The organism is Ekhidna sp. (genome assembly GCF_965227465.1).
Taxonomy (GTDB): Bacteria; Bacteroidota; Bacteroidia; order Cytophagales; family Cyclobacteriaceae; genus Ekhidna.
In genome coordinates this window covers 2,020,463-2,036,409 of sequence record NZ_OZ245746.1, presented here as the reverse complement: position 1 = coordinate 2,036,409, position 15,947 = coordinate 2,020,463, and the positions used below count along the sequence as shown (strand labels likewise).

General features: G+C 38.5%; 17 protein-coding genes. 2 read left to right on the top strand and 15 right to left on the bottom strand.

What is annotated here, in order from left to right; genetic code table 11:
- Positions 1–38: 38 nt before the first annotated feature.
- The 9 genes from ACO05G_RS09000 to apaG form a co-directional block, all read right to left on the bottom strand.
- Positions 39–440: a response regulator gene (locus ACO05G_RS09000; RefSeq protein ID WP_421765642.1), complete on the bottom strand. Its 402-nt coding sequence runs from the start codon at positions 438–440 to the stop codon at positions 39–41.
- A gap of 132 nt (positions 441–572) precedes the next feature.
- Positions 573–2,645, bottom strand: a complete 2,073-nt coding sequence (locus ACO05G_RS08995; RefSeq protein ID WP_421765641.1) for a thioredoxin domain-containing protein — start codon at positions 2,643–2,645, stop codon at positions 573–575.
- The gene (locus ACO05G_RS08990; RefSeq protein WP_421765640.1) at positions 2,642–3,595 is read right to left on the bottom strand and encodes a GSCFA domain-containing protein; all 954 of its coding nucleotides are present in this window, start codon (positions 3,593–3,595) and stop codon (positions 2,642–2,644) included. The genes ACO05G_RS08995 and ACO05G_RS08990 overlap by 4 nt, the downstream gene beginning before the upstream one ends.
- A gap of 101 nt (positions 3,596–3,696) precedes the next feature.
- Positions 3,697–4,140, bottom strand: a complete 444-nt coding sequence (gene rplI, locus ACO05G_RS08985; protein ID WP_421765639.1) for a 50S ribosomal protein L9 — start codon at positions 4,138–4,140, stop codon at positions 3,697–3,699.
- Positions 4,141–4,148: 8 nt separating this feature from the next.
- Complete coding sequence (rpsR, locus tag ACO05G_RS08980) at positions 4,149–4,400, bottom strand: 30S ribosomal protein S18 (RefSeq protein WP_089356018.1); 252 nt, start codon at positions 4,398–4,400, stop codon at positions 4,149–4,151.
- Entirely contained in the window at positions 4,397–4,762 is a 366-nt protein-coding gene (gene rpsF, locus ACO05G_RS08975; protein ID WP_421765638.1) for a 30S ribosomal protein S6, read from the bottom strand. The genes rpsR and rpsF overlap by 4 nt, the downstream gene beginning before the upstream one ends.
- 150 nt (positions 4,763–4,912) lie before the next feature.
- Positions 4,913–5,842 (bottom strand): chromosome segregation protein SMC, encoded by a 930-nt coding sequence (locus ACO05G_RS08970; protein WP_421765637.1) that lies wholly within the window; start codon positions 5,840–5,842, stop codon positions 4,913–4,915.
- Positions 5,843–5,885: 43 nt separating this feature from the next.
- A complete protein-coding gene (locus tag ACO05G_RS08965; protein WP_421765636.1) occupies positions 5,886–6,656 on the bottom strand; it encodes an O-methyltransferase in 771 nt (256 codons plus the stop codon).
- 7 nt (positions 6,657–6,663) lie between these two features.
- Positions 6,664–7,050: a Co2+/Mg2+ efflux protein ApaG gene (gene apaG / locus ACO05G_RS08960; protein WP_421765635.1), complete on the bottom strand. Its 387-nt coding sequence runs from the start codon at positions 7,048–7,050 to the stop codon at positions 6,664–6,666.
- A 63-nt stretch (positions 7,051–7,113) separates the two neighbouring features.
- On the opposite strand from apaG, the gene ung reads away from it, so the two are divergent.
- Positions 7,114–7,776, top strand: coding sequence for a uracil-DNA glycosylase (gene ung / locus ACO05G_RS08955; RefSeq protein WP_421765634.1), 663 nt, complete (start codon positions 7,114–7,116; stop codon positions 7,774–7,776).
- A 58-nt stretch (positions 7,777–7,834) separates the two neighbouring features.
- On the top strand, positions 7,835–9,319 hold the full coding sequence (locus tag ACO05G_RS08950) for a S41 family peptidase (protein WP_421765633.1): 1,485 nt from the start codon (positions 7,835–7,837) through the stop codon (positions 9,317–9,319).
- 143 nt (positions 9,320–9,462) lie between these two features.
- Here ACO05G_RS08950 and lepB read toward each other — a convergent pair whose 3' ends face one another.
- The 6 genes from lepB to yidC all read right to left on the bottom strand — a co-directional run bounded on the left by lepB (position 9,463) and on the right by yidC (position 15,942).
- Positions 9,463–10,917: a signal peptidase I gene (gene lepB, locus ACO05G_RS08945; RefSeq protein ID WP_421765632.1), complete on the bottom strand. Its 1,455-nt coding sequence runs from the start codon at positions 10,915–10,917 to the stop codon at positions 9,463–9,465.
- Positions 10,918–10,921: 4 nt separating this feature from the next.
- Positions 10,922–11,632, bottom strand: a complete 711-nt coding sequence (dapB, locus tag ACO05G_RS08940) for a 4-hydroxy-tetrahydrodipicolinate reductase (protein ID WP_421765631.1) — start codon at positions 11,630–11,632, stop codon at positions 10,922–10,924.
- 3 nt (positions 11,633–11,635) lie between these two features.
- Positions 11,636–12,214: a DUF5683 domain-containing protein gene (locus ACO05G_RS08935; protein ID WP_421765630.1), complete on the bottom strand. Its 579-nt coding sequence runs from the start codon at positions 12,212–12,214 to the stop codon at positions 11,636–11,638.
- Positions 12,215–12,293: 79 nt separating this feature from the next.
- Positions 12,294–13,184, bottom strand: coding sequence for a ParB/RepB/Spo0J family partition protein (locus ACO05G_RS08930; protein WP_421765629.1), 891 nt, complete (start codon positions 13,182–13,184; stop codon positions 12,294–12,296).
- Between the two features lie 7 nt (positions 13,185–13,191).
- Positions 13,192–13,968: an AAA family ATPase gene (locus ACO05G_RS08925; RefSeq protein ID WP_348284434.1), complete on the bottom strand. Its 777-nt coding sequence runs from the start codon at positions 13,966–13,968 to the stop codon at positions 13,192–13,194.
- Between the two features lie 156 nt (positions 13,969–14,124).
- The gene (yidC, locus tag ACO05G_RS08920; protein WP_421765628.1) at positions 14,125–15,942 is read right to left on the bottom strand and encodes a membrane protein insertase YidC; all 1,818 of its coding nucleotides are present in this window, start codon (positions 15,940–15,942) and stop codon (positions 14,125–14,127) included.
- Between the last annotated feature and the right edge of the window lie 5 nt (positions 15,943–15,947).

The following is a 15,947-nucleotide window of genomic DNA, read 5'->3' as shown; positions in this document are numbered from 1 at the left end:
AACTAAAATCTACTAAAGTAGTCGATGTAAGATGCTAATTAGTTTTCATTTAGCAGTGTCTCCCTTATCTCTTTTACATTGGCGATGGACAATGGTTTACTATAAAAGTCAAGTATTACAGATGATTGGGAAGCTTTTTCTTTATCAGATGGATTTATGGACGAGGACAGGATGATGACCTTACTTTTTCTGGATTCTTCAGGTAGCTCGTGGTACTTTTCCAAAAACTGCCAGCCATTCATTGTGGGCATATTAATATCAAGAAGGATGAGGTTCGGGTTAATAATACCTTCTGAAAGCTGAGATAGTGCTTCATCTGCTTGCGTTCTATCACAAACATTAGCATGGATATCTGCCTTCTCGATGATTAATTTGTTTAGATAGTTGATAGATGGATCATCATCAATAAGAAGTATACAAAAATCGTTATTTACCATCATACTCAATGATTGTTTGTACGCAGGATTCACTCAATTGTTGGAATCAGCCTTTAATTTAGACTTATTAGATCTGAAGATTTTTTAAAATCGATAGTCCATCAATTTTTCTCTACAAACAGAGAGAATGAATGGTCATTCTCCAATTTGTTCCGATGCTTCCTTAACACTGAAGCTAGGTTGTTTGCAGGATTTGTCAAAGCAAACATAGATAGTGGTCTTTCCATTAAGGATCAATTTGCCATTAAAGGGGGTATGTTCAGATTCAGAAAGTGAGGCAGAAATAATCTTATTTGGAATGAATTGGGAATTGATTTCATTCACATAATTGTAAGCTTCAGAGCCTATAATTATGACTTCAGCAAAGTTTCCGGACAGCTCCATGGCTAATAGTGCCCAATTACTCATATATTCAGGTTCCTGAATGATTAGTTCTTTCACTTGAGCTAAAATGGACTGCCCTTTTTTTATCATGTCATCATCATAAAAATGAGTCCCGAGATGAATAAGATTCCATGCCATTAGCGAGTTAGAAGATGGAATCACGTTATCAAAAAGCTCTTTTTTTCGTGCGATGAGATTCGCATCTGCCTCACTGGTAAAAAAATAAAGGTTTTCCGTTTCATCGTAAAAAGCTCCATCAGCTCGCTGAGTCAGTTGTAAAGCAAGCTCTAAATAAGAACGATCCAGCGTAGTTTCATAGTACTTAATGAATCCCTGAATCACAGCTGCGTAATCCTCCATGAACCCTTCCATTTCCTTATCAGGAAATCGATTAAGCTTTTTATTCTTAATTAGGCTTTTAAGATATGATGCATTTTTTTGAGCTAAATCTAAAATTGAAGAATCTTGAATCGCCTGATAGGAGTCAACCAATCCGGATAGTGTCAGCCCATTCCATCCTGCAATAATTTTATTATCTAATCCAGGTCTAATCCGTTTTTCTCGCTGATTTAGCACACGTTCTTTAAATGCTTTTACCTTGGTGTCAAATTCTTCTGTTGATAAATTATAAGCCTCTGCAATCTCAGCGTCATCTCTCACAACCCGAAGTGCATTTTTCCCTTCCCAGTTTCCATTAGGATGAACGTCATAGTACTCGGATATCATTTTTGCATCTTCTTTAGCAAGTTCTTGTATTTCTTGGTCTGACCAAACGTAAAACTTACCTTCTTCTCCTTCGCTATCTGCATCCAGTGCTGAATAGAACCCACCAGATGCATCCATCATTTCTCTTATCAACCATTCGACGGTTTCTAATATGGTTGTTTTAAATTTTGTGTTTTTTGTGAGCTTATATCCATTCGCGTATAGGCTCAAAAGTTGCCCATTGTCATACAACATCTTTTCAAAATGCGGAACGTGCCACTCCTCATCTGTACTGTATCTGGCAAACCCACCGCCTACATGATCATATATACCGCCATTAGCAATTTTTTCAAGGGTGAACTCAAAATGCTTCAGGGCATCTTCATTTTTTGTCAGACGGTAATAGGTTGCTAGCGATTGCCAAACAGATGGCATTGGGAATTTGGGTGATTTTTTTATGCCTCCGTCTATCTTGTCAAATTTCTTTTCAAGGTGCTGAAATAAGGTGCTGATTTCCTCAGCGGATAGCACGTGATCATTACCACCTAATTTGTATTTCTCAGATTCTTTGGCTTGAAGGTTTTGAGTAAATGCTTCTGCTGATTCATTGATTTTGTCTCGGTTATTTTCAAATGCTTCATTGATGCTGGTGAGCAGGTTGACCCAGCCTTGTTTTGGAAAATAGGTGCCACCATAGAATGGTTTTTGATCTGGGGTGAGGAAAACATTTAAGGGCCAGCCTCCTCTGAGTCCCATCGCCTGTACAGCATCCATATAGACTTGATCTACATCGGGCCGCTCTTCTCTGTCCACTTTGATATTAATGAAGTACTTATTCATAATATTCGCTACAGCGGTATCTTCAAATGACTCTTTCTCCATTACGTGGCACCAATGGCAGCTTGAGTAGCCAATGCTTACTAGGATCGGTTTGTCTTCTTCCTTAGCCCTGGATAAAGTTTCTTCGCTCCACTCTTGCCATTCGACCGGATTGTGGGCATGCTGTAAAAGGTATGGACTGGTGGAATGAATGAGTTCGTTGGTGTATTTATGCATCTCGGTTTGGCTTTTCACCTGACAAGCGATGAGTAGAACGAAGGAAAGGCCTATAATTCTCACTTAAGCTTCTTCTTTAGTTGTTTAATCTCAACACTCAGATCTACTTTTTCATTCAGACTTTCTAACTTCTCTAAAGCGGTTTTAAGAAATTGTTGGTGTTCTTCCGATTTAGGCTGAAAAGGCTTGTGCTCAAGGGCAGATTTTAATTTTTTCCAATTCTTTAAAAAGTCTTTGGTGTCTGTATTAAAATAAGTCGCAGCAAAGCGTTCCCAGACATATGAAGTTGCTTCCTTAGACGGATGAATCATATCAGATGAAAAGAAACGATAATCTCTAAGTTCATCCATCACGATTTCAAACGAAGGAAAATAAGAGACCTCTTGATGTTCTTTAAGAATAGCATGAATGGAATTTATCAGGATTGCTTTACTCCGATTGTTTTCAATTAAACCATCTCGGACATGCCTGACCGGGCTCACAGTAAATACAACTTTAAGGTCAGGGTTTACTTTTTTTAAATACGTATGAAGAGATTGATAATGATCAATAATCTCTCTCTGTTCAAGAAATCTTTTTTTGAAATTAGTAGCAGGTACTTTATGGCAGTTGGCAACCATTATGCCGTTTTCTAATTCATAAACAATAGCGGTACCCAAAGTGATGATTAGCCATTTTGAATTTGCTAGAAAATCTTGAGTTTCTTTTTGCTTGCTCGTGAATAATTCAATAGTTTCTTTCTCACTCAAACCCGAGATTTTTCCATGCGTATCCCAGTGATAGGTTACTCCTTGATTTTCAACCAGGTGATTTGGTGAGACTTGACCCATTAAGAGTTTAAAGATTGATACAGGGTTGTAGATGGTGCCGAAAGGATTTGACAGACTTATAAATTTATTCTGAACCAGAATACTTCCAATCTCATCCGAAAAACACGACCCAAAGAGCAGAATTTGGTCGCTAAGATTTATTTTATCTGAAGCCTCAGGAATATCGAATTCAAGCTTAAACACGAACAATGCTTTTTAGTCAAAGGTACCTTAATACAAGGTGAATGAAATAAAAAAACCCTGAACCTTTCGGTACAGGGTTTTATATCTAAGAATTATAATGCTTATTCAGCTACCACCTTTATTTGGATTGGATGGTGTACTTCTTTGTGAAGGTCAAGAAGTGCGGTGTATTCACCTAACTCTTTAATTTTTTGCTCAAAAGAAATTCGCTTTCTATCCACTTCGTGACCTTGCGCAGTTAGTGCTTCGGCAACCTGAATAGGAGTGATAGCTCCAAAGATTTTACCGCTTTCACCAGCTTTCGTTTTGATCTCTAAAGTCAATTCACCGATTTTCTTAGCAATTTCTTCAGCATCTTTCTTTGCCTTCTCAGCTTTGTGAGCTGCCTGACGAATGTTTTCGCTAATCATCTTTTTGTTAGAATCACTAGCGATTATTGCCATTCCTCTTGGGATCAGAAAGTTTCTGCCATATCCTGGCTTTACATCAACCGTATCATTTTTGTAGCCAAGACCTTGTATGTCTTCTCTTAGTATTACTTCCATGTCAGTACTTATTTAAGGGAATCTCCAACATATGGCATCAATGCTAGGTGTCTCGATCTTTTGATCGCCTGTGATACCTTTCTTTGATACTTCAAACTTGTACCTGTAAGTCTTCGAGGAAGGATCTTACCTTGCTCGTTTACAAACTTTAGCAAGAAGTCAGGATCTTTATAATCGATGTACTTGATGCCATTCTTTTTGAATCGGCAGTACTTCTCTTTCTTCTGCTCTCTGTTTATTGGTTCGTTCTGTAATGTCATTTGGCTGCCTCCTTCTTAGTTTCTTTCTTCTTATTGAATTCGCCTTTCTTTCTACGCTCGTTATAAATAACTGCGTGCTTGTCGAGTGTAGTGGTGAGAAATCTCATCACTGCTTCGTCTCTCCTGTACTCTGTCTCTAGCTTAGCGATTAATTCAGGCTCTGATCGGAATTCAAACAGCTGATAAAACCCGGTGGTTTTATGCTGGATAGGGTAGGCAAGTTTGCGTAATCCCCAGTTCTCTTCGTTAACGAGCTCTGCGCCGTTATCAGTTAGAACTTTCTTGAATTTTCCGACAGTATCCTTCATCTGAGCTTCAGACAAAACGGGAGTCAAAATGAATACCGTCTCGTAATTCTTCATAATTGTAAATAAATTAAGAACTTATGATTTAAAAATGAGGTGCAAAAGTAAGCAATCTTGAGTAACAGACAAGGGACTTATTCAAACTTTGAATCAAACCTATTTTAGTTATTTGACTATTGACTAAAAGTCTGTTGATTGTTTACTGGATTACTTTACCATAAAAGACCCCTTACCCATCAAGTAATCATCGGTATAGACCTCTACTTTGTGCTGACCAATGGCATATTCGCTTCCTTTAGTATATAAAAATGTGACCAACTGACTATTTCGATCATATAATATTTCCTGCTTCGCAGTATAAAACATTTCACGATTTTCAAAAGTGAAGGAGCCTGAACCTCTTGTTACATCAAAGAGTACATTACCATCAGGAGCAATCACTCTCAGCAACAAATCTTTACCTTCAATAGGAGCAATTTCATTCTCAACAACTGTAAACTGAATTTTCAACTGTTCAATGTGACGATTGCGATACTCCCCACCGGTTTTCTCCCTTCCTCTGTCATTGATTGCAATTACTTGCATTCCTTCAATTTGTAGTCTTGAAGCAAATGCTACTTTACTGGCGAGTTCCTTCTTGTTTTCCTCAAGCTCTTGCACAGTTTGATTGAGTTGATTTTTCTCGACTTTTAGTGTAGTGTTTTCCTCAGCCAACTCCTCATTCAATACTTTTAATTGTTCAATTTCTTCATCTTTCAAAAGGAGCAACTCCTTGTATCCAGCGACACGATTGTTTAATTGAGTGATGCGACTTCTTTGGTATTCCGCATCTACCAATAATTGTTTTTTATCTGCTTCAAGTTCAGCCTTCAAAGCTTCTAATGTATCTACTTCACCACCAAGTTCTTTAATAGTCTGAATTCTAATGTTAAGCTCACTTGTGATAGAGTCCAGCTTTAAATAAGTATTTGAGATTTCTTTTTGTTGTCGAGCCCGCTCATCTTCCAGGTTCTGATTTTGATAGTAGAAGAAAACTACCGCTGCTAACAATAGAAACGTAATGACGATGAAGACAGGTGTTCGATTCTTCTTTGGCTTTAAGTAATCCGGTTGCTCTGATGAGTTTTGTTCCTCCATGCTATTTTAAATTATTGCGCAAAAGTAGAAAATTGACTCTTCTTTAAAAACGTAATGCAAAATGCTGTTTCGGCATTTCTTTGTTTGGAAAGATGATTCCAGCATGGAATATATCAATGGTCAGGTTGAATCTGAAATCTGCTTGAACCTGATTCCACGCTTTCAGCATGTCTTGTGACCAATAGATATCATGAATGACAATGCATTTTATCTCAGGGCAATGCTTCATGATTTTGTCCAGGCAAAAAAGAACCGCTCCGGATCGATGATCTGCGTCGATGAAGCATAATTCCGGCTGTACACTAGCGATGGTTGACTCAAAAATGTCTTGAATAGTTCCTTCATTTATCTGAATCTTATGTTGCAGAAGCTCACTGAATTGTTTGGTTGCGATAGATGCTAAAATAGGGGATGCTTCAATAGTAACTACCCTTTTCACTTTATCGCTACCAGCCATATATAGCGTGTTGACACCTAAAGAGGTGCCGGTCTCTACGGCTCTTTCAATTGCTAAATAGTCTATTAAACGGTTCAGGAAAGCAGAAAATCTGGTACGACTCAGAGAAGTTTTAGCAATGTATCCGACTGTTTGACGATAGTTCTTACCGGTTTTCAGGTCATATAGATCAACAATCTGTTCATTCTTTTTTAGATTATTTCTTAAATTTTCTACGCTCGCTAGTCTGTATTTTTTGGATGGTATAACTACCTGATTGTACAGGTCAAACAGAAAAGGGGAGTGCAGTGCATGAGGACCCACACATCTGGTTAAATAAGAAATGTAGCTCTTAATTCTGAAAAGAATATTGCTCAAGACTTAACTAGTTAAGCTTGAAAGGAACAACCATATAAAATTCTGGGATTTCGACATTAAAAAGGCGACCATCAAGAATCCGCTCCATAATGTAATAGCCTTTCATTTTACCAATGCCTGATTTCAGGTTACACCCTGAGACGTATTGATGAATTTCCCCTGGCTCAAGTACAGGTTGTTTTCCAACTACTCCTTCACCGTCAACCTCATGTTTAGGATGTGCGGCATCAATGATGTCCCAATGTCGCGCTTTTAATTGAACCGTGTTGTTGGAGTTATTTTCAATAGTGATGCGGTAAGTAAATACAAAGTGCTCATGTGCCGGTTGCGAATGCTCCGGCTGATAATTTGTTTCCACAGAAACTTTAATGCCTTTGGTTACTCCAGTAATCATAACTTGGTAGCCAATTTAATAGAAATTTTTATTTTACCAATTAAGGTTCAATTAAGATATCAAATGAGTGTTAAAATAGAACAAAGCTGGAAAGACCGATTGATTAGTGAATTTGAGAAAGCATACTTTCAGAATCTCACTTCATTTGTGAAAAATGAGTATGCTTCTAAGACCATCTACCCACCTGGTTCTTTAATTTTCAATGCTTTTGATCATTGTCCATTTGATGACGTTAAGGTGGTAATCGTAGGGCAAGATCCTTACCATGGTCCGGGGCAAGCGAATGGCTTATGTTTCTCTGTTGCAGAAGGAGTTCGACATCCCCCTTCGCTACAGAATATTTTTAAGGAAATACAAAATGATTTGGGGCAGCCAATACCTGCTTCCGGTAATTTGGAAAGGTGGGCAGATCAAGGGGTACTACTTTTAAACGCGACGCTGACTGTGGAGGCCAGAAAGGCTGGATCACATCAAAATAAGGGATGGGAGACTTTTACTGATCGTGTTTTGGAGGTTGTCTCCAATGAAAAAGAGCATGTTGTGTTCCTACTTTGGGGGGCATATGCACAAAAAAAAGGTGCCATCATTGATGCATCAAAGCATTTGCTTCTTAAGGCACCACATCCTTCTCCATTTTCGGCACATTCCGGATTTTTTGGACGTAAGCACTTTTCTCAAACCAACCAATACCTTATTACCAAGGGTCTTAGATCAATAAAATGGTAATTTTGTCTTGAACCATGTAAATGACCTTATCGTTTGGTTATATGTTGAATTTTAATGAATGAAATTTTTGAAAAATAAAATAGTGTTGCTCATAGCTTGTGTGGCTATTGCATTTGCATGTAGCAAGGATGATGGGATTAGTGTTGACCTTCAGAATGAGGTGAATGAGTTTGTGTGGTTTGGTATGAGAGACTTTTATTATTGGGTAGATGAGGTGGATGATCTCTCCAACGAACGATACCCCACCTACAATGCTTTGTATACTTTTCTAAACGGGTACAGCGATCCTAAAACCCTCTTTGACGATTTGCTTGTCGACCAAGATAGATTTTCATGGATTGTTGATGACTATGAAGAGTTAGAAGCCTCATTTCAAGGTATTTCCAAATCTTTCGGTTATGAAGTAGGATTGCTTCGTATCTCAGCAGACAGTGATGATTTGCTGGCGTACGTCAAATATGTAGTGCCGGATGGACCCGCAGAAAATGGGGGACTGGTTAGGGGAGATGTTTTCACCGAAGTAAATGGAACCCAGCTCACGGTCGATAATTTTGTTTCGCTTTTGTTTGAAAATGAAAGCTATACGATTACACTATCGCAGATTCAGGATAATGTCATTTCATCGACTGGAGAGCGTATTGCTCTTACCGCTATACAGCTCACTGAAAATCCAATTTTAAAAGCAGAAGTCTTAGAAGTAGAGGGGCAAAAAATTGCTTATCTGATGTATAATCAGTTTGTAAATAATAATGATTATCATGAAGAACTGAATAATGCGTTTGGAGAATTTAAGTCGGCAGGTGCTACAGAATTAGTGCTTGACCTTAGATACAATGGTGGAGGTTCTTTAACGACCTCAAGAATACTTTCTTCCATGATTTATGGTGCAGCATCAGCAAATGATATTTTAGGGTCAATCGTTTACAATCAAAATTTAGCTAATGCTGGATTAAATGCGGACCTAACCTTCCTTGAGGAAGTTCCGGTTCTAAATGATGACGGGAATCAAATTTCATCATTACCAATGAATCGCATGAATATTAACAGGGTATTTGTTTTAGTTAGCGGTAGTAGCGCCTCCGCTTCTGAGTTTGTAATAGCAGGACTTTTACCTTATATGAACGTTACGCTTATTGGTACTACAACTGTCGGAAAAAATGTTGGTTCCGCGACCTTATATGATTCTGATAATTACTTAAAATCATCAACTTTAAACCCTAATCACAAATATGCAATTCAGCCTATCATAAGTCAGCTTGCAAATTCAGAGGGTTTCACTGATTATATCGATGGATTAGATCCAAATATTGTTGTAGATGAAAGGAATTATCTTGGTGATCTGAAGCCTCTAGGAGATACTGCAGAACCTTTATTGGCTGAAGCACTAGCCATCATTACCGGCGTAGCACGTACAGAAAGGCTTCCTGATAATGGAATGGAATCGATACCTTATGAGATTCCTGGTGAAGAGTATCTGAATACAATACTGCTGGAAGGAGAGCTAGTCCCGGATGTGCTTAGAACGCTCTTAGATATTGAATGAGTCATCACCTAGAGCATTTTTATAAAACAGACAATGAAAAAAAGGCACTCATTCCTGGGTGCCTTGCTATGGTCTTTTTCCTAATTCTGGGAACCGGATTCTTCGTGGGATTAGTCTATTTGGTTCAGTGGATATCCTCCTAACTATTCAATTCCATCAAATAGTCGATTCCATCTGATTTTGTTTATAAAGCTTCCGTTGGTGTTATAAGACATCCAGATAAATGAAGCCTCACCAACAATATTATCTTCAGGTACAAAACCCCAGTACCTCGAATCATCAGAGGCATGCCTATTATCTCCCATCATGAAATAGTAATCCTTCTGGAAGGTATATTCAGTGACTTGTTCACCATTGACAGTTAGTTTGTCTATATCAATCTCTACAGACTCGTTTCCTTCATAATTGGCAATAGTAGTTCCGTACATTGCCAGATTCTCTTCAGTTACCTGAATCTTCATCCCACGCTCCGGAACAGTTAATGGCCCAAAAAAGTCTCTATTCCATGGGAAGTACCTCGCATCAGGAAAAATGTTTTGCTCAGCTCTGTCTTCAGGAATCAACTGAAGACTAACACTTTCAACGAACGGGAGCTTTTCGAACTCTGTGGCAACAGAAGAAGGCATTAAAACCGAATATCCTTCAGGGTATCGGGTGACACTGCTATATGGATTGATGTTAAGGTTTTCAAAAATCCGCTCCCGAATAGATTCATTAGTTCTAACGAAATATTCATGCTGCATCAAAGGCGGGTTTTCAGCTTCCTCACCATTCACATAGACTTGAGTTGCTTTAATTTCAATGGTTTCACCTGCTATCGCAACACATCTTTTAATGTAATGCGTTTTTAAGTCCATTGGATGGTATTCACCATCTCTCCTTTGGTTGTAGTGATCGTTTACCGGATAATTAAAAACTACCACATCATTTCTTTCTACTTTTCCAAGAGATGGTAATCTCAAGCTAGGTAATGAAACACCTGGTATATAAGAGGGAATTTCGGTTCCCCATATGGTCTGGTGCGTCAATGGGATCTGCAGAGGTGTTTTTGGAGTTCTGGGACCATACTCTGCTTTGCTCACAAAGAGAAAATCACCCACCAACAGCGACCGTTCCATGGAGCCTGTCGGGATTACATATGCTTCCATAAAGATCCATCTAACAAACGTCGCGCAGAATACTGCGAATACGATAGCTTCAAACCACTCCTTGCCAAAAGACTTTTTAGGCTTAGGAATTTCGGTTGCTTTATCAATGTATTTAGTGTCGGTCCACGCAATGTAGTTCATGTAAATAGGGGCGAAAACAACACCGAGTACCTGGTCCAAATACGTATATTTTCCAAAGGACTTCATTAGGTCCAGGTGCATAGTCAACCCCACGAAAAAGTTAATAACGGGTACGAAAAGTAGCAATACCCACCATTTTGGCCTACCAACAATTTCCAGGTGTATGTAATAGTTCAGGATGGGCACAAAACCTTTCCAGCCTTCTTTGCCTGCTTTTTCGAAGAATTTGTAATAGGCAGTTCCTTGAAGTACATACCATAGAATAAGGAATGCAATTACAAAAACCGGGTTGAAATCGTGAAAGTACATAGCGTTATTTATTGTTAATAAAGTCTGACATTGTGAATACGCCCTTTTTCTTGTGAATCCATTCACCAACTTTTACCACCCCTTGAGCGAAAACGCTGCGATCATGAGCGGTATGAGTGATGTCAATAGATTCAAAAGAAGACGTGTAGCTTACGGTATGCGTGCCGGGTACGTTGGGTTTCCTTTCAGAAACTATCCCTAATTTTTTATGATCGGTCGATTCTTCATTTATCCACCCATCAATGATCGGATTTGATGAAATAATTCCTTCCGCTAAGGTAATGGCTGTTCCACTAGGACTATCTTTCTTCTCCGTATGATGTACCTCTAAAATAGATGGGTTAAAATTTAGTTGAGCCATTTTACCAGCTAACCAGTTATTCAATTCAAAAAACAGGTTTACACCGATGCTAAAATTGGAGGCATAAAGAAATGTACCGTTTCTATTTTGGCATAGCTGTTCTATTTCATTGAGCTGTTCTAACCAGCCGGTGGTTCCTGAAATAACAGGAATATCATTTTCTATACAGTAGGATAGGTTTTCAAAGGCTGATTCAGGTTGCGTGAATTCTATTGCAAGATCAATTTCCGAATTCAGGAGTTTAGATAATTCGTCATCGGGCTGAATAATACATGAAATGGAATGACCGGAATCAACTGCTACCCGCTCAATAGCTTTCCCCATTTTTCCATACCCGATTAATGCAATATTCATGGACTAAAATTTCAATACAAAAGAAACTCCAACAGCCTGCGAAAATAATGGAGTTGATTGAATTGAAGGCTCTATTCCTAATGCAAGACGATCATTTACTTTAAACTCATCCAAATGAGCCGATACATGCGCATCAACAATTTGTAATAAATAGAAAGCGGATCCGATGATAATAAGGAGGTCACGATTTCTTCTGAAAGTATCCCTGTTCCTCACCAGTGATGACTCACTACTTATTATGGATTGATATGGATTGGGTAAATTCTTAGATTGTAGGATGGCAGCATTTCGCAACCCATGATAGACTTTATTGTTGTAGCTAATGAAATGAGCGAAAGTGGCTACTCCACCCAATACGATAGGTACCTTCCAATATTGTTTATTATAGACCTGCCCCAATCCGGGAAGTATGGCTGAGAGTAACGCAGCTCTTTGTGGATTTAATTCTGATACTTCTTCAAAAAGCTCCGCATCTTCTTCTGCTTCTATAAACGTAGAATCTTTTAGGAGAACAGGTTGATCTTGCGAGTAAGAGTGAAGCGCTAAAATGCTAAACCCTAGAACAAATAGTGCTTTTTTCATCATTGGCAGATTGCTTCGCAAAGTTCGCGCCTAAAAAGGAATAATGAAGGAGATATTAAGAAATTCTTAGTCCAGTCATTTAAAGATCGAGTATTTCCAAAATACGGTTGAGATCTTCAGTGGACGTAAATGGAATTTTGATTTCTCCTTTATTGTGTTCGTTTGATTTGATGGCAATCTTGGAACCAAAGTGCGTAGAAAGCTTGCCCTGAAGCTTTTTAATCTCAGGATCAATTTCGACAGGTTTAGATTCTTTCTCTACTTTCTTACCCTTGGATCTTACAAGTTCTTCAACTTTCCGAACGGATAGATCTTGCTTGATGATTTGATTGTAAAGATCCAATTGTAATGAAACATCATCAATCGAGATGAGTGCACGTGCGTGTCCCATACTCAATTTACCATCCCGCAGTGCAATCTGAATATCGGGTGGTAACTTGAGTAAACGTAGGTAGTTGGTGACCGTACTACGGTTTTTACCTACACGATCACCAAGCTGTTCCTGCTTTAAGTCACACTCTGCCAAGAGTCGTTGATAACTCAATGCAATTTCTATCGCATTTAAATTCTCGCGTTGAATATTTTCAATTAAGGCCATTTCCAGCATTTGCTGGTCATCGGCTATTCGGATGTATGCAGGAATTGTTTTTAACCCGGCTTTTTTGCACGCCTGTAGTCTTCTTTCACCGGAAATAAGCTGAAATTGCTTTTCGCTGAGCGCACGAACAGTTATAGGTTGAATAATACCTTGTACCTTGATTGATTCAGCAAGATCATTTAATGCATCCTCGTCAAAATCTGACCTTGGCTGCCAAGGGTTTGTTTCAATCTTGGCGATATCTATTTCACTAATGGCACCTTTTGGGGTCGCACCAGATCCACTTATTTTCTCCTTCTCTCCAGAATCCTCCAAAAGAGCTCCAAGACCTCTTCCTAATCCTGATCTTTTCTTGAATTTACTCTCTGCCATGTTTCTTTCAGGCTGCTTTAACTTCGTTTCTTATTAGAATTTCTTTAGCCAGATTCAGATAGCTTATTGATCCTTTGCTATCAGCATCATGGGTGATGGCTGGCATTCCGAATCCCGGGGATTCGCTCAGTTTAATATTTCGTGGGATCATGGTGTCAAAGACCAATGATTCAAAGTGCATTTTTACTTCTTCTACTACCTGGTTCGCAAGATTCAATCTCACATCGTACATCGTTAACAATATCCCTTCAACTTCAAGGTCTTGATTTAATCGGGTCTGGATGATTTTGATGGTGTTGAGAAGTTTGCCTAATCCTTCAAGTGCAAAGTACTCACACTGAACAGGAACAATTACCGAATCTGAAGCTGTAAGTGCATTAATGGTAATTAACCCCAATGAAGGTGAGCAATCAATGATGATAAAATCGTAATCATCTCTAATTTCCACAAGCGCTTGCTTCATCTTTTCTTCTCGCTCCTCAATGTTGACCATCTCCACTTCAGCACCTACCAGGTCAATGTGAGAGGGTAGGAGGTCTAAGAATTTAATCTGGGTCTCAACAATGCTTTCTTTAGCACTAGCACCATCTACCATGCATTCATATACACTCACCTCAACTTCTTTAGGATCAACTCCAACACCTGACGTGGCATTGGCCTGTGGATCCGCATCCACAATTAATGTTTTGAATTCAAGAGCAGCCAGGCTTGCAGCCAAATTGATAGCTGTAGTGGTTTTGCCAACTCCTCCTTTTTGATTTGCGATAGAAATGATCTTACCCATATAAATTTCTTTTGAGATGTGATTTTAGGTAGTATAAAGGATACAAATATATCCAACCTACTCTCAAGATAATCATGTTGTTAATAACTTGTGTAAAAAAGAAAAACCTTGATTCAATTACGTAGAATCAAGGTTTTTAGTATGGTTATCAACAATCTATTTTTTCTTTTTGCTCTTCTTCTGCGCTTCTTGATTGGCTTTCATTGCATCTTCCAGTCTTTGCTGAAATTTTGACTTCTTCTTGTTGACATTTTTCTTTTTGTTCTGCTGTAACAATGCGTGGATCTTATCTTCATCAATTATTTTTCTAAATAAGACTGTCTGTCCAAACGTCACCATGTTTGACACAAAATAGTAAAAGGTCAGACCGGATGCATAGCTATTTAAAACAAACAAGAACATGATAGGCATCATGTACTGAAGTGTCTTCATTGGACCCTGAACAGTCGTGATTTGGCTGTTACTCCACGTATACAATATGGTTGAAAGCGTCATTAATAAAGTGAATAAACTCACATGACTACCATAAAAAGGAATTTCAAAAGGCAACATTATGATGCTATCGTAGGTAGATAAATCATGTGCCCATAGGAATGATTGTTGTCTTAATTCGACCGCATTTGGGAAGAAGAAAAACAAGGAGAATAGGATGGGCATTTGCAATAGCATCGGAATACAGCCACTTACTGGATTAATTCCGACCTGTTGGTAGAGCTTCATTTGCTCTTGTTGTGCCTTTTGCATGTCCCCGTCATGCTTTGCTTTAATTTCATCAAGCTCCGGCTTCATTGCTCGCATTTTTGCCATGGACATATGCGACTTCCAGGTAAGTGGGGCCAGTAAGAGTCTAATAACTACTACAATTATTAAAATAATGATTCCGTAGTTTGAGAAAAATCGCTCTAAAAAGTGGAAAATTGGAATAATCAAATACTTGTTAACCAGTGGTAGTGGTCCCCAACCCATGTCAAGATTTTCCTCAAAATCCGGAGCAACTTTCTTTAGGATGTCATAGTTGTTAGATCCGAAATAATACCTGGCTCCAAATCCATTTGCAAAGTCTGAGTAGGGAATCAGCATTTGCATTGAAAGGTTTTTTACTGTAGTAGTATCGCCAAAGTCTACGGTTTGGCTCACATATCCTGATTTAAATGAAGCATTAGCGATAATAGCTGCCGTAAAAAACTTTTGTTTAAAAGAAACCCACTTTACTTGCTCGCCCAGCGTTTCATCTTCAAATTCGGTAGAACGCTCTGCAAGCTCATCATAATCTCCATTGGCTAAATAATAACGCGTGTTACTATTGTACCTCCCATCTTCAAGATTATTTTCAGCTCGATTAATTGCATGATTCCAGTTGTAGTTTACATCTGTTGGGTTTAAAACCGTGTTTAAGTTTTTACTCTCAATGCTGTAAGCCACTTCAAAGCCTTTTGGAGGTAGCAGATATTTTTGAATAATACTAAACGTACCATTTGTCAAAACATAGGAGATTTGAGTCGTATCACCGCCGATATTTTTAACCGAAGGCTTGAAAGACAACTCAGACAGGTTAATCTTTTTACCATTGTGATCTACCAATAGATCTGACTTTGATTTGGAGCCATCTACTAGCACCAAAGGGTTTCCTAAGTAATCTTTATGTTTTTTAAGAATAACATCTTTAATTCTACCGCCTTGATTGGTTAACGTAATGATCAATTCCTCATTTTCGATCGTATTCACCTTTTCATCTGCACCAGCAGCAAAAGCAAACGCTCCATACTTCTGTGAATTGAATGATGCCTGAACAGAATCCGACAAGACTGGAATTACAGTTGTTGTATCCGAAGAAACTTCAGCAATTGTTTCTTGTACAGGTTCTGTTTGAGTAGTCAGTTCTTCCGGTACAGGTGGGTCTGGAGCAAACCAGGTAAAATAAACTGCCAATAAGGCAAACATGAGGATTAGTCCTATAAATTGATTTCTATCCATTTAGT